General features: G+C 60.0%; 19 protein-coding genes. 12 read left to right on the forward strand and 7 right to left on the reverse strand.

Features of this window, described 5'->3' with window-relative positions:
• Positions 1-113: 113 nt before the first annotated feature.
• The 4 genes from ACYZTK_RS25230 to ACYZTK_RS25245 all read left to right on the forward strand — a co-directional run bounded on the left by ACYZTK_RS25230 (position 114) and on the right by ACYZTK_RS25245 (position 4931).
• Complete coding sequence (locus tag ACYZTK_RS25230; protein WP_462012305.1) at positions 114-587, forward strand: MarR family winged helix-turn-helix transcriptional regulator; 474 nt, start codon at positions 114-116, stop codon at positions 585-587.
• The gene (locus ACYZTK_RS25235) at positions 584-2047 is read left to right on the forward strand and encodes an efflux transporter outer membrane subunit (RefSeq protein ID WP_462012306.1); all 1464 of its coding nucleotides are present in this window, start codon (positions 584-586) and stop codon (positions 2045-2047) included. Before ACYZTK_RS25230 ends, ACYZTK_RS25235 begins: the two co-directional genes overlap by 4 nt.
• A gap of 14 nt (positions 2048-2061) precedes the next feature.
• Positions 2062-3264 carry an HlyD family secretion protein gene (locus ACYZTK_RS25240; protein WP_462012307.1) on the forward strand — a complete coding sequence of 401 codons (1203 nt, stop codon included), beginning with the start codon at positions 2062-2064 and terminating at the stop codon, positions 3262-3264.
• A gap of 137 nt (positions 3265-3401) precedes the next feature.
• Positions 3402-4931, forward strand: a complete 1530-nt coding sequence (locus tag ACYZTK_RS25245; RefSeq protein WP_462012308.1) for a DHA2 family efflux MFS transporter permease subunit — start codon at positions 3402-3404, stop codon at positions 4929-4931.
• Between the two features lie 124 nt (positions 4932-5055).
• On the opposite strand, the gene lpxH is transcribed toward ACYZTK_RS25245, so the two are convergent.
• Together lpxH and ACYZTK_RS25255 are read right to left on the reverse strand one after the other, a co-directional pair.
• Positions 5056-5808 carry a UDP-2,3-diacylglucosamine diphosphatase gene (gene lpxH / locus ACYZTK_RS25250; protein WP_462012309.1) on the reverse strand — a complete coding sequence of 251 codons (753 nt, stop codon included), beginning with the start codon at positions 5806-5808 and terminating at the stop codon, positions 5056-5058.
• Entirely contained in the window at positions 5805-6308 is a 504-nt protein-coding gene (locus tag ACYZTK_RS25255) for a peptidylprolyl isomerase (protein ID WP_462012310.1), read from the reverse strand. Before ACYZTK_RS25255 ends, lpxH begins: the two co-directional genes overlap by 4 nt.
• Before the next feature lie 266 nt (positions 6309-6574).
• Here ACYZTK_RS25255 and ACYZTK_RS25260 point away from each other — a divergent pair, with 266 nt between their 5' ends.
• Positions 6575-8275 carry a glutamine--tRNA ligase/YqeY domain fusion protein gene (locus ACYZTK_RS25260; RefSeq protein ID WP_462012311.1) on the forward strand — a complete coding sequence of 567 codons (1701 nt, stop codon included), beginning with the start codon at positions 6575-6577 and terminating at the stop codon, positions 8273-8275.
• Between the two features lie 18 nt (positions 8276-8293).
• Complete coding sequence (gene cysS / locus ACYZTK_RS25265) at positions 8294-9676, forward strand: cysteine--tRNA ligase (RefSeq protein WP_462012312.1); 1383 nt, start codon at positions 8294-8296, stop codon at positions 9674-9676.
• 147 nt (positions 9677-9823) lie between these two features.
• Here the strand turns inward: cysS and ACYZTK_RS25270 are convergent, their stop codons facing one another.
• The gene (locus ACYZTK_RS25270) at positions 9824-11659 is read right to left on the reverse strand and encodes a sigma-54-dependent Fis family transcriptional regulator (RefSeq protein ID WP_462012313.1); all 1836 of its coding nucleotides are present in this window, start codon (positions 11657-11659) and stop codon (positions 9824-9826) included.
• A 374-nt stretch (positions 11660-12033) separates the two neighbouring features.
• On the opposite strand from ACYZTK_RS25270, the gene ACYZTK_RS25275 reads away from it, so the two are divergent.
• The 6 genes from ACYZTK_RS25275 to ACYZTK_RS25300 are packed head-to-tail and all read left to right on the forward strand — an operon-like array spanning position 12034 to position 17971.
• Positions 12034-13128 carry an ABC transporter ATP-binding protein gene (locus ACYZTK_RS25275; RefSeq protein WP_462012315.1) on the forward strand — a complete coding sequence of 365 codons (1095 nt, stop codon included), beginning with the start codon at positions 12034-12036 and terminating at the stop codon, positions 13126-13128.
• Complete coding sequence (locus tag ACYZTK_RS25280; RefSeq protein ID WP_462012316.1) at positions 13128-14225, forward strand: ABC transporter ATP-binding protein; 1098 nt, start codon at positions 13128-13130, stop codon at positions 14223-14225. Before ACYZTK_RS25275 ends, ACYZTK_RS25280 begins: the two co-directional genes overlap by 1 nt.
• Positions 14222-15088, forward strand: a complete 867-nt coding sequence (locus tag ACYZTK_RS25285; RefSeq protein ID WP_462012317.1) for a carbohydrate ABC transporter permease — start codon at positions 14222-14224, stop codon at positions 15086-15088. The genes ACYZTK_RS25280 and ACYZTK_RS25285 overlap by 4 nt, the downstream gene beginning before the upstream one ends.
• Before the next feature lie 8 nt (positions 15089-15096).
• On the forward strand, positions 15097-15897 hold the full coding sequence (locus ACYZTK_RS25290; protein ID WP_017339615.1) for a carbohydrate ABC transporter permease: 801 nt from the start codon (positions 15097-15099) through the stop codon (positions 15895-15897).
• Between the two features lie 10 nt (positions 15898-15907).
• Positions 15908-16180: a DUF2160 domain-containing protein gene (locus ACYZTK_RS25295; protein WP_462012318.1), complete on the forward strand. Its 273-nt coding sequence runs from the start codon at positions 15908-15910 to the stop codon at positions 16178-16180.
• Between the two features lie 48 nt (positions 16181-16228).
• Positions 16229-17971 carry an ABC transporter substrate-binding protein gene (locus ACYZTK_RS25300; RefSeq protein ID WP_462012319.1) on the forward strand — a complete coding sequence of 581 codons (1743 nt, stop codon included), beginning with the start codon at positions 16229-16231 and terminating at the stop codon, positions 17969-17971.
• A 748-nt stretch (positions 17972-18719) separates the two neighbouring features.
• Here the strand turns inward: ACYZTK_RS25300 and ACYZTK_RS25305 are convergent.
• The 4 genes from ACYZTK_RS25305 to nuoM form a co-directional block, all read right to left on the reverse strand.
• A complete protein-coding gene (locus ACYZTK_RS25305) occupies positions 18720-19097 on the reverse strand; it encodes a type II toxin-antitoxin system VapC family toxin (RefSeq protein ID WP_462012320.1) in 378 nt (125 codons plus the stop codon).
• On the reverse strand, positions 19094-19525 hold the full coding sequence (locus ACYZTK_RS25310; protein WP_462012321.1) for a type II toxin-antitoxin system Phd/YefM family antitoxin: 432 nt from the start codon (positions 19523-19525) through the stop codon (positions 19094-19096). Before ACYZTK_RS25310 ends, ACYZTK_RS25305 begins: the two co-directional genes overlap by 4 nt.
• Before the next feature lie 214 nt (positions 19526-19739).
• Complete coding sequence (gene nuoN, locus ACYZTK_RS25315) at positions 19740-21203, reverse strand: NADH-quinone oxidoreductase subunit NuoN (protein WP_462012322.1); 1464 nt, start codon at positions 21201-21203, stop codon at positions 19740-19742.
• 7 nt (positions 21204-21210) lie between these two features.
• Positions 21211-22743, reverse strand: coding sequence for an NADH-quinone oxidoreductase subunit M (gene nuoM, locus ACYZTK_RS25320; protein WP_462012323.1), 1533 nt, complete (start codon positions 22741-22743; stop codon positions 21211-21213).
• Positions 22744-22750 lie beyond the last annotated feature (7 nt).

Here is a 22750-nt window from a genome sequence, read left to right on the forward strand (position 1 = left end):
ACCCCCATTTATCACCAAAATACAAAGCATCCTAACTATTATGTTGACATTCGCTGCCTAGGCAGTAACATCTCGTCATACATTCTCTGCCTAGGCAGCTAATCGGTGGCCAGATGAAACACTTCACCCCGGACGAATTCAAGAACTGCCACCTCGGGCTCCTGCTCGGCCGTGCCGCGCTGCTCAAGGACCGGATCATCGACACCCACATGGAACCCCACGGCATCACCGCCGCGCAGTTCAAGGTGTTGATCATCCTGGCCCAGTACGGCGTCGACAGCCCCGGCGAGCTGTGCCGTCACCTGTCCCTGGACAGCGGCTCGATGACCCGGATGCTTGATCGTCTGGAACAGAAAGGCTTCCTCGTGCGCCAGCGTTCCGAATCTGACCGTCGGCAAGTGCAGCTTGTACTCACAGTGCAAGGCCAGCAGCTCGCTGACCGCCTGCCGGAGATCGGCGCTGCCGCGATGAACGAACTGGCTGGCGCCATTACCGAGCAAGAGCTGGCGACCCTGGAACAGATCCTGAAGAAAATTTTGATCGCGGCGGGTGACTCGATCACTTTGCTACGTGTGGGTGATAAATGAGCAGTAAAACCATGCGCACCGGCCTGAGCCTGGTGCTGGTGGCCATGACCCTGGCCGGCTGCGCCAGCTACAGCGGTCTGGGGACCGAAGGCGTCAGCCTCGATGCGAAAAATCTCCAGGCCGGACAGTCCCTCAGCGGCGTCACCCTGTCGCCGGCTGCCTGGCCAAAAAGCGACTGGTGGAAAAGCCTCGGTGACCCGCAACTCGACGGCCTGATTCGCGAAGCCCTGCACGACAGTCCCGACATGCAGATCGCCGATGCCCGCGCCCATCAGGCCAGCGCCGCTGCCTACGCCGCCGATGCCGAACGCATGCCGACCCTCGACGCCAGTGCCGGCGTCAGCCGTTCGCGCCTGGCCCGGGACCAGGATCCGAGCGGGCAGGGCGGGACCTATGCGACCCTGCGCAACCTCGGCGCCAGCTTCAATTACAACTTCGATCTCTGGGGCGGCCAGCGTGACGCCTGGGAAGCCGCACTCGGTGAGGCCCGCGCCGCCGAAGTCGACCAGCAGGCCGCGCAGTTGACCTTGTCCGCTGACGTTGCCCGAGCCTACAGCGATCTGGGCCAGGCCCATATCGTCCATGACCTGGCCAGCGAAGACCTCAAACGCACCCGACAGATGCTCGACCTGAGCAAGCGCCGCCTGAGTTCCGGGATCGACAGCCAGTATCAGTATCAGCAAACCGAAAGCCTGGAGGCCAGCTCCGAAGCCAGCCTGATCGATGCCGAGAAACGCCTGAACAGCGCGAAAATTACCCTGGCGGTGCTGCTCGGCAAAGGCCCTGATCGCGCCAATGAAATCGCTCGACCGAAGGTGCTGCAGGCCAGCGCGGTGGCATTGCCATCGGTATTGCCGGCAGAGCTGCTCGGTCGTCGGCCAGACCTGGTCGCAGCCCGCTGGCGGGTCGAAGCCGCGAGCAAGAATATCGCCGCCGGCAAGACCCGCTTCTACCCCAACCTCAACCTGAGCGCCGCAGCCGGTGTCGAGTCGTTGCTGGGGGATGCGATGTTCGGTTCGGCCAGTCGTTTCTTCAATGTGGGGCCGACGATTTCCCTGCCGATATTCGACGGTGGGCGCCTGCGTGCCGACCTTGACTCTCGCGACGCCGACTACGACCTCGCCGTGGCGCAGTACAACAAAAGCCTGGTCAAAGCATTGGGCGATGTCAGCGACTCGATCAATCAACTGCGCGATATCGGCCGGCAGATCGGTGCGCAGCAGCACGCCACCGACATCGCCCAGGATTCCTACAACACCGTGGTCCAGCGGTACGGTTCCGGCATCGGTAACTACCTGGACGTGCTCAGCATCGAGCAGCAATTGCTCCAGGCCCAGCGTCAGCTGGCCAACCTGAATGCCGAGCAGATCGACTTGTCGATCCAACTGATGCAGGCGCTGGGCGGCGGCTTCCAGGGTGAAACCCTGACGGCCTCCAACCCAGCCACGCAGAACAACTAATCAAGGTAATAGTCATGGCCACCGCCGAAAATACCCAAGCTCCGCAATCCCCGCAGGACACCGGCAACCCGCGCAAACGCAAGATCATGCTGGTGATTCTAGCCATTGTGGTGATCCTTGCCGGCGCCGGTGTCTGGGCCTGGCACGAATTCTACGGGCGCTGGAACGAGAGCACCGACGATGCCTACGTCAACGGCAACGTGGTGGAAATTACCCCGCTGGTCACCGGCACCGTGGTCAGCATCGGCGCCGATGATGGCGACCTGGTGCATGAGGGCCAGGTGCTGATCAACTTCGACCCGAACGATGCCGAAGTCGGGCTGCAAAGTGCACAGGCCAACCTGGCCCGTACGGTGCGTCAGGTTCGCGGGTTGTATAGCAACGTCGACGGCATGAAGGCCCAGGTCAACGCGCAGCAGGCCGAAGTGCAAAAGGCCCAGGACAACTTCAATCGCCGCAAGAACCTGGCAGCCGGCGGCGCGATCTCTCAGGAAGAACTGTCCCACGCTCGCGACGACCTGACCTCGGCGCAAAACGCCCTGGCCAACGCCCGCCAGCAATTGAAAACCACCAGCGCGCTGGTGGATGACACCGTGGTTTCGTCGCACCCGGAGGTGATGTCCGCCGCCGCGCAACTGCGTCAGGCCTACCTGACCAATGCCCGCAGCACCTTGATCGCTCCGGTCACCGGTTACGTGGCCAAGCGCACCGTGCAGTTGGGCCAGCGGGTGCAGCCGGGCACCGCGTTGATGGCGGTGATTCCGCTGGATCAACTGTGGATCGACGCCAACTTCAAGGAAACCCAGCTGCGGGACATGCGCATCGGCCAGCCGGTGGACATCGAGGCCGACCTGTATGGCAGCGACGTGAAATACAGCGGCACCATCGACAGCCTTGGTGCCGGTACTGGCAGCGCGTTTGCCCTGCTGCCGGCGCAGAACGCCACCGGAAACTGGATCAAGATCGTGCAGCGGGTGCCGGTGCGCATTCATATCAACGCCGAAGAGCTGGCCAAACATCCGTTGCGCGTTGGGCTGTCGACCCAGGTCGATGTGAACCTGCACGACCAGAGCGGTCCGGTGCTGGCGCAACAGCCGCCGCAAAAGGCTTCGTTCAGCACCAACGTCTACGACCGGCAGTTGGCGGAAGCCGATGCGATGATCGCCCAACTGATCCACGACAATAGCGCCGCCGTCAGCAAGACCGCGCAACGCTAAGTCGCCATTACACCAACCCTGTGGGAGCGGGCTTGCTCGCGAAAGCGGTTTTCTATTCAACATATCAGTTGACTGAATCACCGCTTTCGCGAGCAAGCCCGCTCCCACAGGGGCCGTAACGCTCCAAAGGATCCGCGATGAGCAATAACGCGTCTTTCACCCCGCCCAGCCTGCTGCTCGCCACCATCGGCCTGTCGCTGGCGACTTTCATGCAGGTGCTCGACACCACCATCGCCAACGTGGCGTTGCCGACGATTTCCGGCAACCTGGGCGTGAGTTCGGAGCAGGGCACCTGGGTCATCACCTCGTTCGCGGTGAGCAACGCCATCGCGCTGCCACTGACCGGCTGGCTCAGCCGGCGCTTCGGTGAGGTAAAGCTGTTTCTCTGGGCGACCGTGCTGTTCGTGATCGCCTCGTTCCTCTGCGGCATCTCCACCTCGATGCCCGAGCTGATTCTGTTCCGGGTAGTCCAGGGATTGGTCGCAGGCCCGTTGTACCCGATGACCCAGACGTTACTGATTGCGGTTTATCCCCCCGCCAGGCGCGGCATGGCCCTGGCGTTGCTGGCGCTGGTCACGGTGGTGGCACCGATTGCGGGTCCGATCCTCGGCGGCTGGATCACCGACAGCTACAGCTGGCCGTGGATCTTTTTCATCAACGTGCCGATCGGGATCTTCGCGGTGATGGTTGTGCGCCAGCAACTCAAGGCACGCCCGGTGGAAACCAGTCGTCAACCAATGGATTACGTCGGCCTGATCACGTTAATCATTGGCGTCGGCGCCTTGCAGGTGATCCTCGACAAAGGCAACGACCTGGACTGGTTCGAGTCCAACTTCATCATCGTCGGTGCGGCTATCTCGGTGATCGCGCTAGCCGTGTTCATCATCTGGGAAATGACCGACCAGCATCCGGTGGTCAACCTGCGGCTGTTTGCCCATCGCAATTTCCGCATCGGCACGATTGTGCTGGTGCTGGGGTATGCCGGGTTCTTCGGGATCAACCTGATGCTGCCGCAGTGGCTGCAAACCCAGATGGGCTACACCGCGACCTGGGCCGGGCTGGCAGTGGCGCCGATCGGTATTCTGCCGGTGATCCTCTCGCCGTTTGTCGGCAAGTTTGCGCATAAGTTCGACCTGCGCCTGCTGGCGGGCTTGGCGTTCCTGGCGATTGGCCTGAGCTGCTTCATGCGCGCCGGCTTTACCACCGAAGTGGATTTCCAGCACATCGCCCTGGTGCAGCTGTTCATGGGGATTGGCGTGGCGCTGTTCTTCATGCCGACGCTGAGCATCCTGATGTCGGACCTGCCGCCGAACCAGATCGCCGATGGCGCCGGCCTGGCCACGTTCCTGCGGACCCTGGGCGGCAGTTTCGCGGCGTCGCTGACCACCTGGATCTGGATCCGCCGGGCGGATCAGCACCATGCCTACATGAGCGAAAGCATCAGCACCTACGAGCCGGCGACCCGCGAGGCGTTGAATGCCCTGGGCGGCCCGGGCAACCCGGCCTATGCGCAGCTCGATCATGTGCTGACGAGTCAGGCGTACATGCTCTCGACCGTGGATTACTTCACGTTGCTGGGCTGGGGTTTCATGGGGTTGATATTGATCGTGTGGCTGGCGAAACCACCGTTTGCCGCCAAAGCCGGGCCTGCCGCCAGCGGCCATTGACCCAACGCTATCAAACTGTAGGAGTGAGCCTGCTCGCGATAGCGGTATCACATTCAACAACTCGTTGACTGATACACCGCTATCGCGAGCAGGCTCACTCCTACAGTGGGATTTGTGGTCGGCGTTAGATCGTCGGGGCTGCGAGTTGTGGCGGCGGGCCGAAATCAAACGGCGCCAACGCAAATCCATTCTCATCCACCTGCAATGCCCAGCCCTGACGGTCCCAGTCCCCCATCACAATGCGCCGGGCCGCCTGTTCGCCGATCTGCAGTTTATGGATCGCCGGACGGTGGGTGTGCCCGTGGATCAGGGTCTTCACGCCAAATTGCTGCATCACCCGCGGCACTTCTTCGGGGGTGACATCAACAATGTCATTGGCCTTCATGCGGGTCTGCGCCCGGCTTTCGCTGCGTAGCTTGCGCGCCAGTTTGTGGCGGGTGCCCAAGGGCAGGTGACGCAGGATAAACAGGGTGACGGGGTTGCGCAGGTAGCGACGCAGCTTCATGTAAGCTTCATCGCGGGTGCACAGGCTGTCGCCGTGCATCAATAGCACCGGCTCGCCTGCGAGTTGCACGACGCTCGGGTCTTTCAACAACGTGCAGCCCGCCTGTCTGCAGAAGGCCTGGCCGAGCATGAAGTCGCGATTACCGTGCATCAGAAAAATCGCCGTGCCGCTGTCGCTGAGATCGCGCAGGGCCTGGCAGATGGAACGCTGGAAGACGGTCATGGCATCGTCGCCGATCCACGCCTCAAAAAAGTCGCCGAGTATGTACAACGCACTCGCCGAACGGGCGCGTCCGGCGAGCAAGTCCAGAAACGCCCGGGTAATGTCCGGGCGCTCCTCTTCCAGATGCAAGTCTGAAATCAGCAGTATCACTCAATGATCTCGGCTTTCTCGATGATCACGTCGTCTGCTGGCACGTCCTGGTGGCCGGACTTCATGGTGGTGGAAACACCTTTGATCTTGTCGACAACTTCGGTGCCGGACACGACTTTGGCGAACACTGCGTAGCCCCAGCCCTGGGTAGTCTTGGCGCTGTGATTGAGGAAGCTGTTGTCAGCCACGTTGATGAAGAACTGCGCGGAAGCCGAATGCGGCTCCATGGTGCGAGCCATGGCCACGGTGTACTTCTCGTTCGGCAAGCCGTTGTCAGCTTCGTTCTGGATGCTTGGGCGCTTGTCTTTCTTTTCTTTCATGCCTGGCTCAAAACCGCCGCCCTGGATCATGAAGTTGCCGATGACGCGGTGGAATACGGTGTTTTCGTAGTGGCCGGCCTTCACGTACTCGATGAAGTTGGCAACGGTCAGCGGTGCCTTTTCAGCGTTCAGTTCCAGGACGATGTCGCCATGGTTGGTGGTCAGTTTGACTTGGGTCATGATCGGTACTCTTTATGAGATAAAGCGTTTTCAATGAATTCTTGGTTTTGGGCACGGGTGCCTGCAACCGGTTCAGCCTTATTTCGGCCAAGGAGCGCAGTTTAGCGCGACAGGCACGAATTTCGAGGCTGTTTTTCATTTACAGACGATTAAATGCAGGCGTTTTCCGGCCTGCTCTGTCAGCAGCTTCACGGCATCGGCTATGATAGCGGCTTTGTTTTGTCAGGCCCCGTATGCGGCCGCGCACTTGTACGTTCAAGGATCCTATGAGCAAGCCCACTGTCGACCCTACCTCGAATGCCAAGACCGGCCCTGCCGTGCCGGTCAATTTCCTGCGCCCGATCATCCAGGCGGACCTGGACTCGGGTAAGCACTCGCAGATCGTCACCCGTTTTCCGCCTGAGCCCAACGGTTACCTGCACATCGGCCACGCCAAGTCGATCTGTGTGAACTTCGGCCTGGCCCAGGAATTCGGTGGCGTCACGCACCTGCGTTTCGACGACACCAACCCGGCCAAGGAAGACCAGGAATACATCGACGCGATCGAAAGCGACATCAAGTGGCTGGGCTTTGAATGGTCCGGCGAAGTGCGCTACGCCTCGCAATATTTCGACCAGCTGCACGACTGGGCGGTCGAGCTGATCAAAGCCGGCAAGGCCTATGTCGATGACCTGAGCCCGGAGCAGGCCAAGGAATACCGCGGCACCTTGACCGAACCGGGCAAAAACAGCCCGTTCCGTGATCGTTCCGTGGAAGAAAACCTCGACTGGTTCGCCCGCATGAAAGCCGGCGAGTTCCAGGACGGTGCACGGGTACTGCGCGCCAAGATCGACATGGCTTCGCCGAACATGAACCTGCGCGACCCGATCATGTATCGCATCCGTCACGCGCACCACCACCAGACCGGTGACAAGTGGTGTATCTACCCCAACTACGACTTCACCCACGGTCAGTCGGACGCCATCGAAGGCATCACTCACTCCATCTGCACCCTGGAGTTCGAAAGCCATCGTCCGCTGTACGAGTGGTTCCTGGACGCCTTGCCAGTGCCGGCGCACCCGCGTCAGTACGAGTTCAGCCGCCTGAACCTGAACTACACCATCACCAGCAAGCGCAAGCTCAAGCAACTGGTTGATGAAAAACACGTGTTTGGCTGGGACGACCCGCGCATGTCGACCCTGTCGGGTTTCCGCCGCCGTGGCTACACGCCTGCGTCGATCCGCAACTTTTGCGACATGGTCGGCACCAACCGTTCCGACGGTGTGGTCGACTTCGGCATGCTTGAGTTCAGCATCCGCCAGGACCTGGACCAGAACGCCCCGCGCGCCATGTGCGTGCTGCATCCGTTGAAAGTCGTGATCACCAACTACCCGCAAGACCAGGTCGAGAACCTCGAACTGCCGCGTCATCCACAGAAAGAAGAACTGGGCGTGCGCAAGTTGCCGTTCGCCCGTGAAATCTACATCGACCGTGATGACTACATGGAAGAGCCGCCAAAGGGCTACAAGCGCCTGGAACCCAACGGCGAAGTGCGCCTGCGCGGCAGCTACGTGATCCGCGCCGACGAAGCGATCAAGGACGCCGATGGCAACGTCGTCGAACTGCGTTGCTCGTACGATCCGGAAACTCTGGGCAAGAACCCTGAAGGCCGCAAGGTCAAAGGCGTGGTGCACTGGGTGCCGGCCGATGCCAGCATCGAGTGCGAAGTGCGCCTGTACGATCGCCTGTTCCGTTCGGCCAACCCGGAGAAGGCTGAAGACAGCGCCAGTTTCCTCGACAACATCAACCCTGATTCGCTGCAGGTGCTCACCGGTTGTCGTGCTGAACCCTCGCTGGGCAATGCACAGCCGGAAGACCGTTTCCAGTTCGAGCGCGAAGGTTACTTCTGCGCGGATATCAAGGACTCGAAACCAGGTCGTCCGGTGTTCAACCGTACCGTGACCTTGCGTGATTCGTGGGGCCAGTGATTCAAGGGAACAATTAAAGTGCTATCGATCTACAACACGCTCACCAAGAGCAAAGAAGTGTTCAAGCCGCTGGATGGCAACAATGTGCGCATGTACGTCTGCGGGATGACCGTGTACGACTACTGCCACATTGGCCACGGCCGCAGCATGGTCGCGTTTGACCTGGTGACCCGCTGGCTGCGATTCAGCGGTTACAACCTGACCTACGTGCGTAACATCACTGACATCGAAGACAAGATCATCAACCGTGCGCGCGAGAACGGCGAGCCGTTCGACGCGCTGACCGAGCGCATGATCACCGCGATGCACGAGGATGAGGCGCGCCTCAACATCCTCAAGCCTGACATGGAGCCGCGTGCCACGGATCACATCCCGGGCATGCTGAACATGATCCAGACCCTGATCGACAAGGGTTACGCCTACGCTCCTGGCAATGGCGACGTGTACTACCGCGTCGCCAAGTTCATGGGTTACGGCAAGCTGTCGCGCAAGAAGATCGAAGACCTGCGCATCGGCGCGCGGATCGAAGTCGACGAGTCGAAACAGGATCCGCTGGACTTCGTGCTGTGGAAAGCCACCAAGCCGGGCGAGCCAAGCTGGCCTTCGCCGTGGGGCGACGGGCGTCCGGGCTGGCACATCGAGTGCTCGGTGATGTCCACTTGCTGCCTGGGCGAGACATTCGACATTCACGGCGGCGGCAGCGACCTCGAGTTCCCGCACCATGAAAACGAAATCGCCCAGAGCGAAGCGGCGACCGGCAAGACCTACGCCAACGCGTGGATGCATTGCGGCATGATTCGCATCAATGGCGAGAAGATGTCCAAGTCCTTGAACAACTTCTTCACCATTCGCGACGTGCTGGAAAAGTACCACCCGGAAGTCGTGCGTTACCTGCTGGTGTCGAGCCACTACCGCAGCGCGATCAACTATTCGGAAGACAACCTCAAGGACGCCAAAGGCGCACTCGAGCGGTTCTACCACGCGTTGAAAGGCCTGCCGAGCGTGGCGCCAGCGGGCGGCGAAGCCTTTGTCGAGCGATTCACCCAGGTGATGAACGACGACTTCGGCACGCCGGAAGCCTGCGCGGTACTGTTCGAGATGGTGCGTGAGATCAACCGCCTGCGCGAGACTGATCTCGATGCTGCTGCGGGCCTGGCGGCGCGTTTGAAGGAATTGGCCAGTGTGCTGGGTGTGTTGCAGCTCGAAGCCGATGACTTCCTGCAGGCCGGTGCTGAAGGGCGGGTGGATGCCGCTGAAGTCGATGCGTTGATTGCTGCGCGTCTGGCAGCTCGGGCAGGCAAGGACTGGGCTGAATCGGACCGTATTCGCGACCAGCTGACCGCCATGGGCGTGGTGCTGGAGGACGGCAAGGGCGGGACTACCTGGCGTTTGGCTGACTGATAGCGATCGTCGTTAAAAACTAAACCCGCCTTGTGCGGGTTTTTGTTTGGCTGAAGATCAAAAGATCGCAGCCTTCGGCAGCTCCTACAGGAGTACGCATTCCAATGTAGGAGCTGCCGAAGGCTGCGATCTTTTGATCTTGGGCTATTAACCTTCCAACTGACGCAACCGCTTATACAAGGTATTACGACTAACCCCCAACCGCCGTGCCAGGTGCGAAATATTTCCCCCGACCGCCTGCAACTGCCGATTTAGATCTTCGGCATCATCAAGATTCACCGCCAACGGCTCCGGCGCATCCACCGGTTCCATCTCCAGATCGACAAAAAAATCATCCGGTAAATGCTCCGGCCGCACCGGCTGCTCCTCGGCCATGGCCAGTGCCACCTGCATCACGCTACTGACCTGGCGCAAATTCCCCGGCCACGGATGGCGACCAAACAACTCCAGCACCTCACGACTCAAACCCGCCCACTGCGAAGGCTCGCGATGCTGTTCCCACAACCGCTTGAACAGTTCCTGCTTATCGCTCCGGTCTCTCAAGGGCGGCAACTCCAGGGTCAAGCCGCCAATGCGGTAATACAGGTCTTCGCGAAACCGCCCCAACTGCACCTGTTCGCGCAACGAACGGTTGGTCGCTGAAATAATCCGGATGTCCACCGGGAACAACTCACTGCTGCCCACCGGTTGCACGCAGCGTTCCTGCAACACCCTTAGCAGCCGGGCCTGGGTCGGCAGTGGCATGTCGCCGATTTCATCGAGGAACAGGGTGCCCTTGTCGGCCTTGCGAATCAGCCCGATGCTGCCTTTCTGGTTAGCGCCGGTAAAGGCGCCTTTCTCGTAGCCAAATAGCTCTGACTCCACCAGTTCGGCGGGGATCGCTGCACAGTTCACTGCAATAAAAGCTTGTTTGCTGCGTGAGCTGGCCTTGTGCAGGGCCTTGACGAATACCTCCTTGCCCACGCCGGTTTCACCGTGGATCAATAGCGGAATATCTTTCTCCAGCAACCGCTCGGCCTGGCGCACGGCTTTTTCCACCCGGCTGTCGCCAAAATGCAGGGTGTTGAGGTTGATGGCTGCTGATTGCGCTAATGCGGGCTCAGCAAACACCCGTGCCTTGATCGGTGCCTGCTTGGGCCGTTTCAGCAGGCACTGGAAGCGATTGCGCCCTGATGTCTGCAGGGCGAACGGCAAATCATCCGGCTGATTCAGCAACTCCAGCAGCGACACCTTGAACAGGCTTTCAACGCTGACCCGCGACAGGCTGATACCCAGCAGATTGTCGGCCCGGCGATTGGCCGACAGCACCTGCCCACTCTCGTCAAAAATCAGCAGGCCGGCCCACTGGCTGTCGAGGTTGTTCAAGCCGGTATTGAAGGTGAGCTGAAAGTGCTGGCCGTGGAACAGGTTGAGGATCAGCCGGTTTTCCACGGTCTGGCTCATCATCTTGACCATGCCCAGGGTGTGCGACGGCGGCAGGTAGCTGTCGCTGGACACGTCCAGCACCGCGATCACCTTGCGCTCGGCATCGAAGATTGGCGCAGCGGAACCGGTCATGAAGCGGTTGGCCTTTAGGAAATGCTCATCGTGCTCGATGTGCACTGCCTGCTCACAGGCCAGCGCCGTGCCGATCGCGTTGGTCCCGCTGCAGCGCTCCCTCCAGCTGGCGCCGGCGCTGAAACCACGGGTCAGGGCTGGCTCGATAAAGCGCTGGGTACCCCAGGACGTCAGCACCTGGCCCTGATTGTCGGCGAGCATGATCAGGCAGTTGGAGTTACTGAGGATGTTCTCGTAGTAGGGCAGGACTTCCTGGTGGGTGGTCTGCACCAGTGAGTGCTGGCTCTCCAGCAGTTGCGCGATGCCTGCGGCGGGCAGTTGATCGAAGGCCGGAGTGCTCTGGTGATTGAGGCCGAACGCACGGCATCGCGACCAGGAGTTCTGGATGATCGAATCGTGGGAGAGCGGCAAGGCGGGTGCGGCCATGGCGGTCGATCTCTGCTGTTATTGTTTTTATGGGTTCTTCAGTTGGCCGCAATCCCTGTAGGAGCTGCCGAAGGCTACGATCTTTTGATCTTGATTTTCAATAGACCCCACCGGCGCCAAGATCAAAAGATCGCAGCCTTTGGCAGCTCCTACGTGACCGTGAACGGTCCATAGAGTGTTGTTCACTATTGTTCATTGTCAACCGCCCAACTGTTCAATCGTTCACTCGCAGTTGTTCATTTCTGTTCAGCATCGAAAATCGACATCCTGCACATTTGATCTTTCCCCAAGCACATCAACAACCTGCATTTACTGGCACGAAACTCGCTCTACACCCTCGGTCGCTTGACTCCAAATAATAAAAAGGCCGAGCCATGTCACTCACCCTGGAGCACGTCAGCCGTACCGTCGAGGGCCAGACCTGGATCGACGATGCGTGCCTGAGTTTCGAACCCGGTTCCTTCAACGTTTTGCTGGGTCGCACGCTGTCCGGCAAAACCAGCCTGATGCGCCTGATGGCTGGCCTGGATAAGCCCGACAGCGGGCGCATCCTCATGAACGGCGTCGACGTCACCCAGCGCCCGGTGCGCCTGCGCAATGTGTCGATGGTCTATCAGCAATTCATCAACTACCCGACCATGACCGTGTTCGAAAACATCGCCTCGCCTCTGCGCCAGGGCGGAGTGTCCAGGGAGTTGATTGAAAGCAAGGTGCTGGAAACCGCCAGGATGCTGCGCATCGAGAAATTCCTCCAGCGCCATCCGCTGGAACTCTCCGGTGGCCAGCAACAACGCACCGCCATGGCCCGCGCCCTGGTCAAGGATGCCGAGCTGATCCTGTTCGATGAACCCCTGGTCAACCTCGACTACAAGCTGCGCGAAGAGCTGCGCCAGGAAATGCGCGAGCTGTTCAAGGCGCGGCACACCATCGCCATCTACGCCACCACCGAACCCAATGAAGCGCTGGCGCTGGGCGGTACCACGACCATTCTTCACGAGGGCCGGGTGATCCAGAGCGGCAAGTCTGCAGAGGTCTACCACCAGCCGCAGAGCGTGCTGGCGGCCGAGCTGTTCTCCGAACCGCCGATCAACCTGATGCCGGGGCGCATCGCCGGCAACGAAGTGAGCTTTGCCAACTTTGTGCACTTTCCGCTGAACGTCGACCTGCGGCCAGTCGGGGAGGGCGAATACCGCTTCGGCGTGCGACCCAGTCATATCTCACTGGTACCCAGCAACGACGATGACCTGGAGCTGGCCGTGACGGTCGAGGTCGCGGAAATCAGCGGCTCGGAAACCTTCCTGCACGTGCGCAACGAACACTTCCTGCTGGTACTGCACTTGCCCGGGGTTCACGAATACGACGTCGACGCGCCGATTCGTATCTATATCCCGACCCATAAACTGTTTGTGTTCGATGCCCAGGGCCGATTGGTCCAGGCTCCCGGACGCCGTATTGCGAGGGTTGCCTGATGGCCGAGATCCGTTTGCAGAACCTCGCCCACAGCTATACCCGCACGCCGGCCGGTCCCGAGGACTACGCAATCCGCGAGATGGATCACATCTGGGAGCAGGGTGGCGCCTACGCGTTGCTCGGTCCTTCGGGCTGCGGCAAGTCGACCTTGCTGAACATCATTTCCGGCCTGCTCAGCCCGTCCCAAGGCCAGGTGTTGTTCGACAGCAAAGTGGTCAACGACCTGACCCCGGAAAAGCGCAATATCGCCCAGGTGTTCCAGTTCCCGGTGGTCTACGACACCATGACGGTGTTCGATAACCTGGCCTTTCCTTTGCGCAACCAGGGCATGGCCGAAGCGAAAATCCACAGCAAGGTGCAGGAGATCGCCGAAGTCCTCGACCTGCAGCCGCTGCTCGGCAAGAAGGCGCGCAACCTCACCGCCGACGAAAAACAGAAAGTCTCGATGGGCCGCGGGCTGGTGCGTGATGACGTCTCGGCGATCCTGTTCGATGAGCCGCTGACGGTGATCGACCCGCACCTGAAATGGAAGTTGCGGCGCAAGCTCAAGCAGATCCACGAGCAGTTCAACATCACCATGGTCTATGTCACCCACGATCAACTGGAGGCCTCGACGTTCGCCGACAAGATCGCTGTGATGTATGGCGGCCAGATCGTGCAGTTCGGTACGCCACGGGAACTGTTCGAGCGGCCGAGCCACACCTTTGTCGGTTATTTTATCGGCAGCCCGGGGATGAACCTGATCGACGTGCAGCCGCAACCGGGAGGCGTCGGGTTTGCCTCGACGCACCTGCCATTGTCCGAAGCGCAACAGCAACGAGTCGCCGAATCGCAATGGCACACCCTGAAGGTTGGTATCCGTCCGGAGTTCATCCATGTGTGGGACGAACCGTTCGACGACGCCATGCAGGCAAAAGTCGTACACGTCGAAGACCTCGGTACCTACAAGATCATGACCCTGAACCTCGACGGGGCGACGCTGAAAGTGCGCCTGGCCGAAGACAAACCGGTGCCCCAAGGCACTGCCTGGATCAGTTTTCCGGCCCAGTGGTTGATGGTCTACGCCGATGATTACCTGCTGGAGACGCAGCCATGAACAAGGTGCAGAACAACAAGGCCTGGTGGCTGGTGTTGCCGGTGTTCCTGCTGGTGGCGTTCAGCGCAGTGATCCCGATGATGACTGTGGTCAACTATTCGGTGCAGGACATCTTCGATCAATCCAGTCGCTACTTCGTCGGCGCCGACTGGTACAAGCAGGTGCTGCTGGACCCGCGCTTGCACGATTCGCTGCTGCGCCAGTTCATCTACTCCGGATGTGTGCTGCTGATCGAAATTCCGCTGGGCATTGCCATCGCCCTGACCATGCCGACCAAGGGACGCTGGTCGTCGCTGGTGCTGATTATCCTGGCGATCCCGCTGCTGATCCCATGGAACGTGGTGGGCACCATCTGGCAGATTTTCGGCCGCGCGGACATCGGCCTGCTGGGTTCCAGCCTCAACGCCATGGGCATCAATTACAACTATGCGGCGAACACCATGGACGCCTGGGTCACCGTGCTGGTGATGGACGTCTGGCACTGGACTTCCCTGGTCGCGCTGCTGTGCTACTCCGGCTTGCGGGCGATCCCGGACGTGTACTACCAGGCGGCGCGAATCGATCGGGCCTCGGCCTGGGCGGTGTTCCGGCATATCCAGTTGCCCAAGTTGAAAAGCGTGCTGCTGATCGCGGTGATGCTGCGCTTCATGGACAGTTTCATGATCTACACCGAGCCGTTCGTGCTCACCGGCGGCGGTCCGGGCAATGCCACCACCTTCCTCAGCCAGACGCTGACCCAAATGGCCATCGGCCAATTCGACCTCGGCCCGGCTGCGGCTTTCTCGCTGGTGTACTTCCTGATCATTCTGTTGGTGTCCTGGCTGTTCTACACCGCCATGACTCACTCTGACGCCAACCGCTGAGGTCTGCCATGAGTAAAAGAAAGCTGATCCCATTGCTCATTTATATCCTGTTCCTGCTGGTGCCGATCTACTGGCTGTTGAACATGTCCTTCAAGAGCAACACCGAAATCCTCAGCGGCCTGACCCTGTTTCCGCAGGATTTCACCTTCGCCAACTACAAGGTCATCTTCACTGACCCAGCGTGGTACACCGGTTACCTCAACTCGCTGTATTACGTCAGCCTGAACACGGTGATTTCCCTGAGCGTGGCGCTGCCAGCGGCCTACGCGTTTTCGCGCTATCGTTTCCTCGGTGACAAGCACCTGTTCTTCTGGTTGCTGACCAATCGCATGGCGCCGCCGGCGGTGTTCCTGCTGCCGTTTTTCCAGCTGTACTCCTCGATTGGCCTGTTCGATACGCACATCGCCGTGGCCCTGGCGCACTGCCTGTTCAATGTGCCGTTGGCGGTGTGGATTCTTGAAGGCTTCATGTCCGGAGTGCCCAAGGAAATCGACGAAACGGCCTACATCGACGGCTACAGTTTCCCCAAGTTCTTCGTGAAGATCTTCGTCCCGCTGATCGGCTCCGGGATAGGCGTCACGGCGTTCTTCTGCTTCATGTTCTCCTGGGTCGAATTGCTGCTGGCACGCACGCTGACCTCGGTGAACGCCAAGCCGATTGCGGCGGTGATGACCCGCACGGTTTCCGCCTCCGGCATCGACTGGGGCGTGCTGGCGGCGGCGGGGGTGTTGACCATCCTCCCGGGCATGCTGGTGATCTGGTTTGTCCGTAACCACGTGGCCAAGGGCTTTGCCCTGGGCCGGGTTTGAGGAGCTGATGATGGAATGGATGAGTTGGACCACCCCCACAGCAGCGTTCTTTATCGTCATCGGCCTGATTCTGGTGGGCATGACGACTTGGGAATTGCGTTCGCCGAGCATTCTTCGGCGTGGTTTGTTGCCGATTGCCACCACCCGTGGCGATCGCTTGTTTATCGGTCTTCTCGGCAGCGCCTACCTGCATTTGCTGGTAATCGGCGCCACCGACTGGAGCATCTGGGTTGCGTCCGCGTTGTCCCTGGTGTGGCTGTTGGCTGTGATGCGCTGGGGCTAGTCGACATCGCTCGGCAAAGTTGCTCCAAAACTCAAACAGGAGGTCTCTATGTTCGACAAAAACAATAAGCTGCGACATAGCGTTTCATTGGCAGCCATGCTGGCACTCAGCGGATTGAGCGCTGCCGCCTGGGCTGATGCCTATGAAGACGCCGCGAAGAAGTGGATTGGCAGCGAGTTCAAGCCGTCCACCTTGACGCCGGAGCAGCAGCTCGAAGAGCTGAAGTGGTTTATCAAGGCCGCCGAGCCGTTTCGCGGGATGAATATCAAGGTGGTCTCGGAAACCCTGACTACACACGAATACGAGTCCAAGGTACTGGCCAAGGCCTTCACCGAGATCACCGGGATCAAGCTGACCCACGACCTGCTGCAGGAAGGCGATGTGGTGGAGAAGCTGCAAACCGTGATGCAGTCGGACAAGAGCATCTATGACGGCTGGGTCAACGACTCCGATTTGATCGGCACGCACTTCCGTTACGGCAAGACCGAATCGATCACCGACCTGATGGTCAACGAAGGCAAGGACTTCACCTCGCCAACCCTGGATATCAAGGATTTCATCGGCATTTCCTTCACCACTGCGCCGGACGGCAAGATCTACCAACTGCCGGATCAGCAGTTCGCCAACCTCTACTGGTTCCGCGCCGACTGGTTTGAACGGCCGGACCTGAAAGCCAAGTTCAAGGAAAAGTACGGTTATGAGTTGGGCGTACCGGTGAACTGGTCGGCCTATGAAGACATCGCCAAGTTTTTCAGCGAAGACGTCAAGGAAATCGACGGCAAGCGCATCTACGGACACATGGACTACGGCAAGAAAGACCCGTCGCTGGGCTGGCGCTTCACCGATGCCTGGTTCTCCATGGCCGGTGGCGGCGACAAGGGCATCCCCAATGGTTTGCCGGTGGACGAGTGGGGCATTCGTGTCGAGGACTGCCACCCGGTCGGCTCCAGCGTGACCCGTGGCGGCGACACCAACGGCCCGGCAGCGGTTTACGCGACGCAGAAATACGTTGACTGGATGAAGGCCTATGCGCCACCGGAAGCGGCGGGCATGACCTTCTCCGAGTCGGGCCCGGTGCCGTCCCAGGGCAACATCGCCCAGCAGATTTTCTGGTACACCGCGTTTACCGCTGACATGACCAAACCGGGTTTGCCGGTGGTGAATGCCGACGGCACGCCGAAATGGCGCATGGCGCCGTCACCGCGCGGCCCATATTGGGAAGAGGGCATGAAGCTGGGGTATCAGGACGTGGGTTCGTGGACGTTCATGAAATCCACGCCTGAGAAACAGAAACTCGCGGCCTGGCTGTACGCGCAGTTCGTGACCTCGAAAACGGTATCGCTGAAGAAAACCATCGTCGGCCTGACGCCGATTCGTGAATCGGACATCAACTCGCAGGCCATGACCGACCTCGCGCCGAAACTCGGTGGCCTGGTGGAATTCTACCGCAGCCCGGCCCGTGTGCAATGGACCCCGACCGGCACCAACGTGCCTGACTATCCACGCCTCGCACAATTGTGGTGGAGCCACATCGCCGAAGCGGCCAGCGGCGAGAAAACTCCACAGCAGGCACTGGACGGCCTGGCCAAGGATCAGGACGCGATCATGACCCGGCTCGAGCGCTCCAAGGCTCAACCGGTGTGCGGTCCGAAAATGAACCCGGAACGGGATGCCCAGTACTGGTTTGATCAGCCTGGCGCTCCGAAACCAAAACTGGCGAACGAGAAGCCTAAAGGCGAAACTGTGAACTACAACGACCTGCTGAAATCCTGGGCGAACGCGCCTAAGTAAAAGAACCCTGTGGGAGCCGGGCTTGCCCGCGATGGCGTCAGGTCAGTCGACATTGTTGTTGACTGACCCACCACCATCGCGGGCAAGCCTTGCTCCCACAGGATTATGTGTCGCTGACAAATCCAGCGATCACCACGGGTCCCTGTAGGAGTGAGCCTGCTCGCGATAGCGTCATGTCAGTCAACACCATTGCTGGCTGAACCACCGCCATCGCGAGCAGGCTCACTCCCACAGGGGTTTGCGCCGGTCACAAATCCTGAGCACCAACGCAGTCATTGTGGGAGCCGGGCTTGCCCGCGATGGCGTCAGGTCAGTCAACACCATTGCTGGCTGAACCACCCACCGCCATCGCGGGCAAGCCTTGCTCCCACAGGACTATGTGTCGCTCACAAATCCATCGAGCACCACAGGTCCCTGTAGGAGTGAGCCTGCTCGCGATAGCGTCATGGCAGTCAACACCATTGCTGGCTGAACCACCGCCATCGCGAGCAGGCTCACTCCCACAGGGGTTTGCGCCGGTCACAAATCCTGAGCACCAACGCAGTCATTGTGGGAGCCGGGCTTGCCCGCGATGGCGTCAGGTCAGTCAACACCATTGCTGGCTGAACCACCCACCGCCATCGCGGGCAAGCCTTGCTCCCACAGGACTATGTGTCGCTCACAAATCCATCGAGCACCACAGGTCCCTGTAGGAGCCGAGCCTGCTCGCGATGGCGTCAGGTTGGTCGACATTATTTTTGCATGAAGCTCAGACCAGAATGGCTAGGTCCGTGTACTTGGCCATGACAGGATCGGCGGTAAGGAGTTTCATTGGCTCTGACATCGCGGTCGCGACTATTAGCCGGTCAAACGGATCTCGATGGTGGTGATCGAGGTCTTTTACAGTAATGGCATGTTCCGAAGTCACTGGCAGTTCGATGAATCCGCTCTCGAGGCAATACTGGCGGATTTCTTCCAGGTCTACTTCCAGTTTTCCAATCCCGACCTTGATCGCCATCTCCCAGAAAGACGCCACGCTTACGTAGATGTCGGCAGCACCCTCAATCAGTTTTCTGGCCTTGCCAGATAATCGAGGATCATCACTGAGCGTCCAGAGCAAAATGTGAGTGTCGATCAACAGCCTCATCGCGCCGTGCCCTCAAAGGCATCCAGCATATCGTCAGGCAGGGGAGCGTCGAAGTCGGCTGGCAGCACCAGTTTGCCCTTCATCGCACCGATCCGCTGTCCAGAGAATTTCCCCACTGGAACCAGTCGCGCAAGTGCACGACCGTGCTTGGCAATCGTGATGATTTTTCCCGCAGCAGCCTCATCCACGAGTTTGGACAGATTGTTTTTCGCTTCGGCCAACGGAACGATGATCATCGTAGTTCTCCCATATTCTGGACAAATATAGCCAGAATTTGGTCGAACAGCAAAGGTGTATGACTCTTCGCAAATGGCAGGTGCCCAAGAGCATTGTTTCGTTGGGTAGGCTCGTGGCGCGACGGTGCGCCGGCGGTTGGCTATAAACGAGTCAAATCCCTCCACCAGCTCGGAAAAAATCTCACGGTTCATCGATCACCCTCAGGTTGGACGCTCAGTCAGGAAGCCACTCAGGATAAAGCCGGACACCCATTGCTGGATGTAGGACGAGGCGGGGAAAACAGCGAGAGATTTCGGAAATCGGGGACGGTGGGAAGGCAGCGGTAAAAAATCCTACAGATCCCTAAAACGCAAAAACGGCACCCGAAGGTGCCGTTTCTGTTTCAACCGAGTATCAACCAGCCAATCAGCCCGCCAACACGGCCTGCTGCACCAGCGTCAGCAGCGGTTGTGGGTAGACGCCGAGGAAGAACGCTACCAGGGCAATGGCCAGCAGCATCACGCCGCCGGCACGTTGTTCCCAGTGCAGCTGTGCATCGTGGCGGCGCAGGTTCGGCTCGATCAGGTACAGGGTGACCATCACGCGCAGATAGTAGAAAACGCCGATGGCGCTGCCCAGTACCAGGGAGCCGACCAGCCACCATTGGTGCGACTCGACACCGGTAGCGATGATGTAGAACTTGCCGATGAAGCCGGCGGTCAGCGGGATGCCGGCCAGGGACAGCATCATCACGGTCAGGACGGCCGTCAGGTACGGACGGCGCCAGAACAGGCCGCGGTATTCGTACAGGGCGTCGGCGTCACGACCGTTGTACGGCGAGGACATCAGCGTGATCACGCCGAATGCGCCGAGGCTGGTGATGACGTAGGTGACCAGGTACACGCCGATGGCTTCCACGGCCAGGCCTTTGCTCGCCACCAGGGCGATCAGCAGGTAGCCGAAGTGGGCGATGGACGAGTAACCCAGCAGACGCTTGAGGTTGCTTTGGGTCAGTGCCAGCAGGTTACCGAACAGGATCGACGCAATGGCGATCACGGTCAGCACGTCGCTCAGTACACCGCTGCTCGCCGCTGGCGAGATCTGGAACAGGCGCACCATCACGGCGAACACGGCCACTTTCGACGCAGTAGCCAGATAGGCTGCGACCGGTGCCGGAGCACCTTCGTAGACGTCCGGGGTCCACAGGTGGAACGGTACCAGTGACAGCTTGAACGCCAGGCCGATGAGCATCATGCCCAGGCCCAGTTGCGCCAGCGAGCTTGGCAGGCCGGTAGCGGCGATGGCCTGGCCGATGCCGACGAAGCTCAGGCTGCCGGAGTCGGCGTAGAGCAGGGCCATGCCGAACAACAGAAACGCGGAACCGGCAGCCGACAGCACCATGTACTTGATGCCGGCTTCCAGCGAACGCTTGTTGAAGAAGGCATACGCCACCAGGCCGTAGACCGGTACCGAAAGCAGTTCCAGACCGATGAACAACCCGGCCAGGTGCTGCGCGCTGACCAGCACCAGGCCGCCGAGGGCGGACAACAGGATCAGCAGGTAAAGTTCTTCACGGTTGCCCGGGTAACCCGAGCCGCCATCGCCGAGGTAGGCGTGGGCGAGGGTTACACAGGCGAGGGTGGCGACCAGGATCAGCGCCATGTACAGGCAGGCGAAGCTATCGATCTGCAGCAACGGAGTCACGGCCAGGGGCGCGACTTTCAGGGCTGGGAGGATCGACAGCAGCGCCAGGTTCAGACCTGCCACGGAAATCAGGAAGGTCTGCGAGTGGTTACGGCGCCAGGCAATCGCCAGCATCACCACGATAATCGTGACGGTGGTGATCAACAGCGGCGCCAGCGCGATAAAGTGTTGAGTCGTGAATTCCATAGCGCTCTTACCGGGCCGAAGCGAGTTGAGTGAAGGCGGTACTGAGCCATTGCTGCACGCCATGCATGGTAGCGGCAGAGGTGTCGAGGAACGGTTGCGGGTACACGCCGAGGTAAATCAGCAGTACCGCGAGACCCAGCACCATGATCAGTTCGCGAGCATCCATGCCATGCAGCACCGCGTCCGACTTGGACGGGCCGAAGTAGGCACGGTGGATCATGATCAGCGAGTAAACCGAGCCGAACACCAGGCCGGTCGTGGCAATCGCCGTGATCCATGGGGCGCTGGCGAAGGTGCCGATCAGGATCAGGAATTCACCGACGAAGTTACCGGTTCCCGGCAAGCCCAGGGACGCTGCCGCGAAGAACAGGCTGATAGCCGGCAGGTAGGCGATCTTCGACCACAGGCCACCCATCTGACGCATGTCGCGGGTGTGGGTGCGTTCGTACAACTGGCCACTCAGGATAAAGAGTGCCGCTGCCGAAACACCGTGGGCGAGCATTTGCATCACTGCGCCCTGCAGTGCCAGTTGGCTGCCCGAGTAGATGCCAATCAGTACGAAGCCCATGTGGGAAACGGACGAGAAGGCAATCAGACGCTTGATGTCGGTTTGCGCGAACGCCAGGAACGCACCGTAGAAAATCCCGATCAGACCCAGGGTCATGGCGATCGGCGCGAACTCGGCCGAGGCATTCGGGAACAGCGGCAGGGCGAAACGCAGCAGGCCGTAGGCCGCCGTCTTCAACAGGATACCGGCCAGGTCCACGGAACCTGCGGTCGGCGCCTGGGCGTGAGCGTCAGGCAACCAGGAGTGGAACGGCACGACGGGCAGCTTCACCGCGAAGGCGATGAAGAAGCCGAGCATCAGGATGTACTCGGTGGTGAGCGACATCTTGGTTTTCAGCAGGTCGGCGTAGTTGAACGTGATCACGCCGGTGCTGTTGAAGTTGACCAGCACCAGGCCCAGGATCGCCACCAACATGATCAGGCCGGAAGCCTGGGTGAAGATGAAGAACTTGGTCGCCGCGTAGATCCGGGTTTTCTTGCCGTCCGAAGAACTGTGACCCCAGAGCGCGATGAGGAAGTACATCGGCACCAGCATCATTTCCCAGAAGAAGAAGAACATGAACAGGTCGAGGGCGAGGAACACGCCGACGACACCGCCCAGGATCCACATCAGGTTCAGGTGGAAGAAGCCAACGTGACGTTGAATCTCTTTCCACGAACACAGTACCGAGAGGATACCCAGCAGACCGGTCAGCAGGATCATCAGCAGCGACAGGCCGTCGAGGGCCAGGTGCACGCTGATGCCGAAGCGCTGGATCCAGGTGTGCTTGAACTCAAGCGCCCAGGTCGGATCGGCGCCAGGCGCCGGGGCAAATGAATAGTTGCCGGTTGCCCACAGCCAGAGGCCGATGCCAAGCAACAGGGACATGGTGATCAGCGCAATCCAACGCGGGAGGGTAGCGCCGAAGCGCTCACCCATCCAGCACAGCAGGCCGCCGATGAAGGGGATCAGGATTAGCCAAGGCAGAATCATGACGGGC

The organism is Pseudomonas sp. LB3P31 (genome assembly GCF_054897945.1).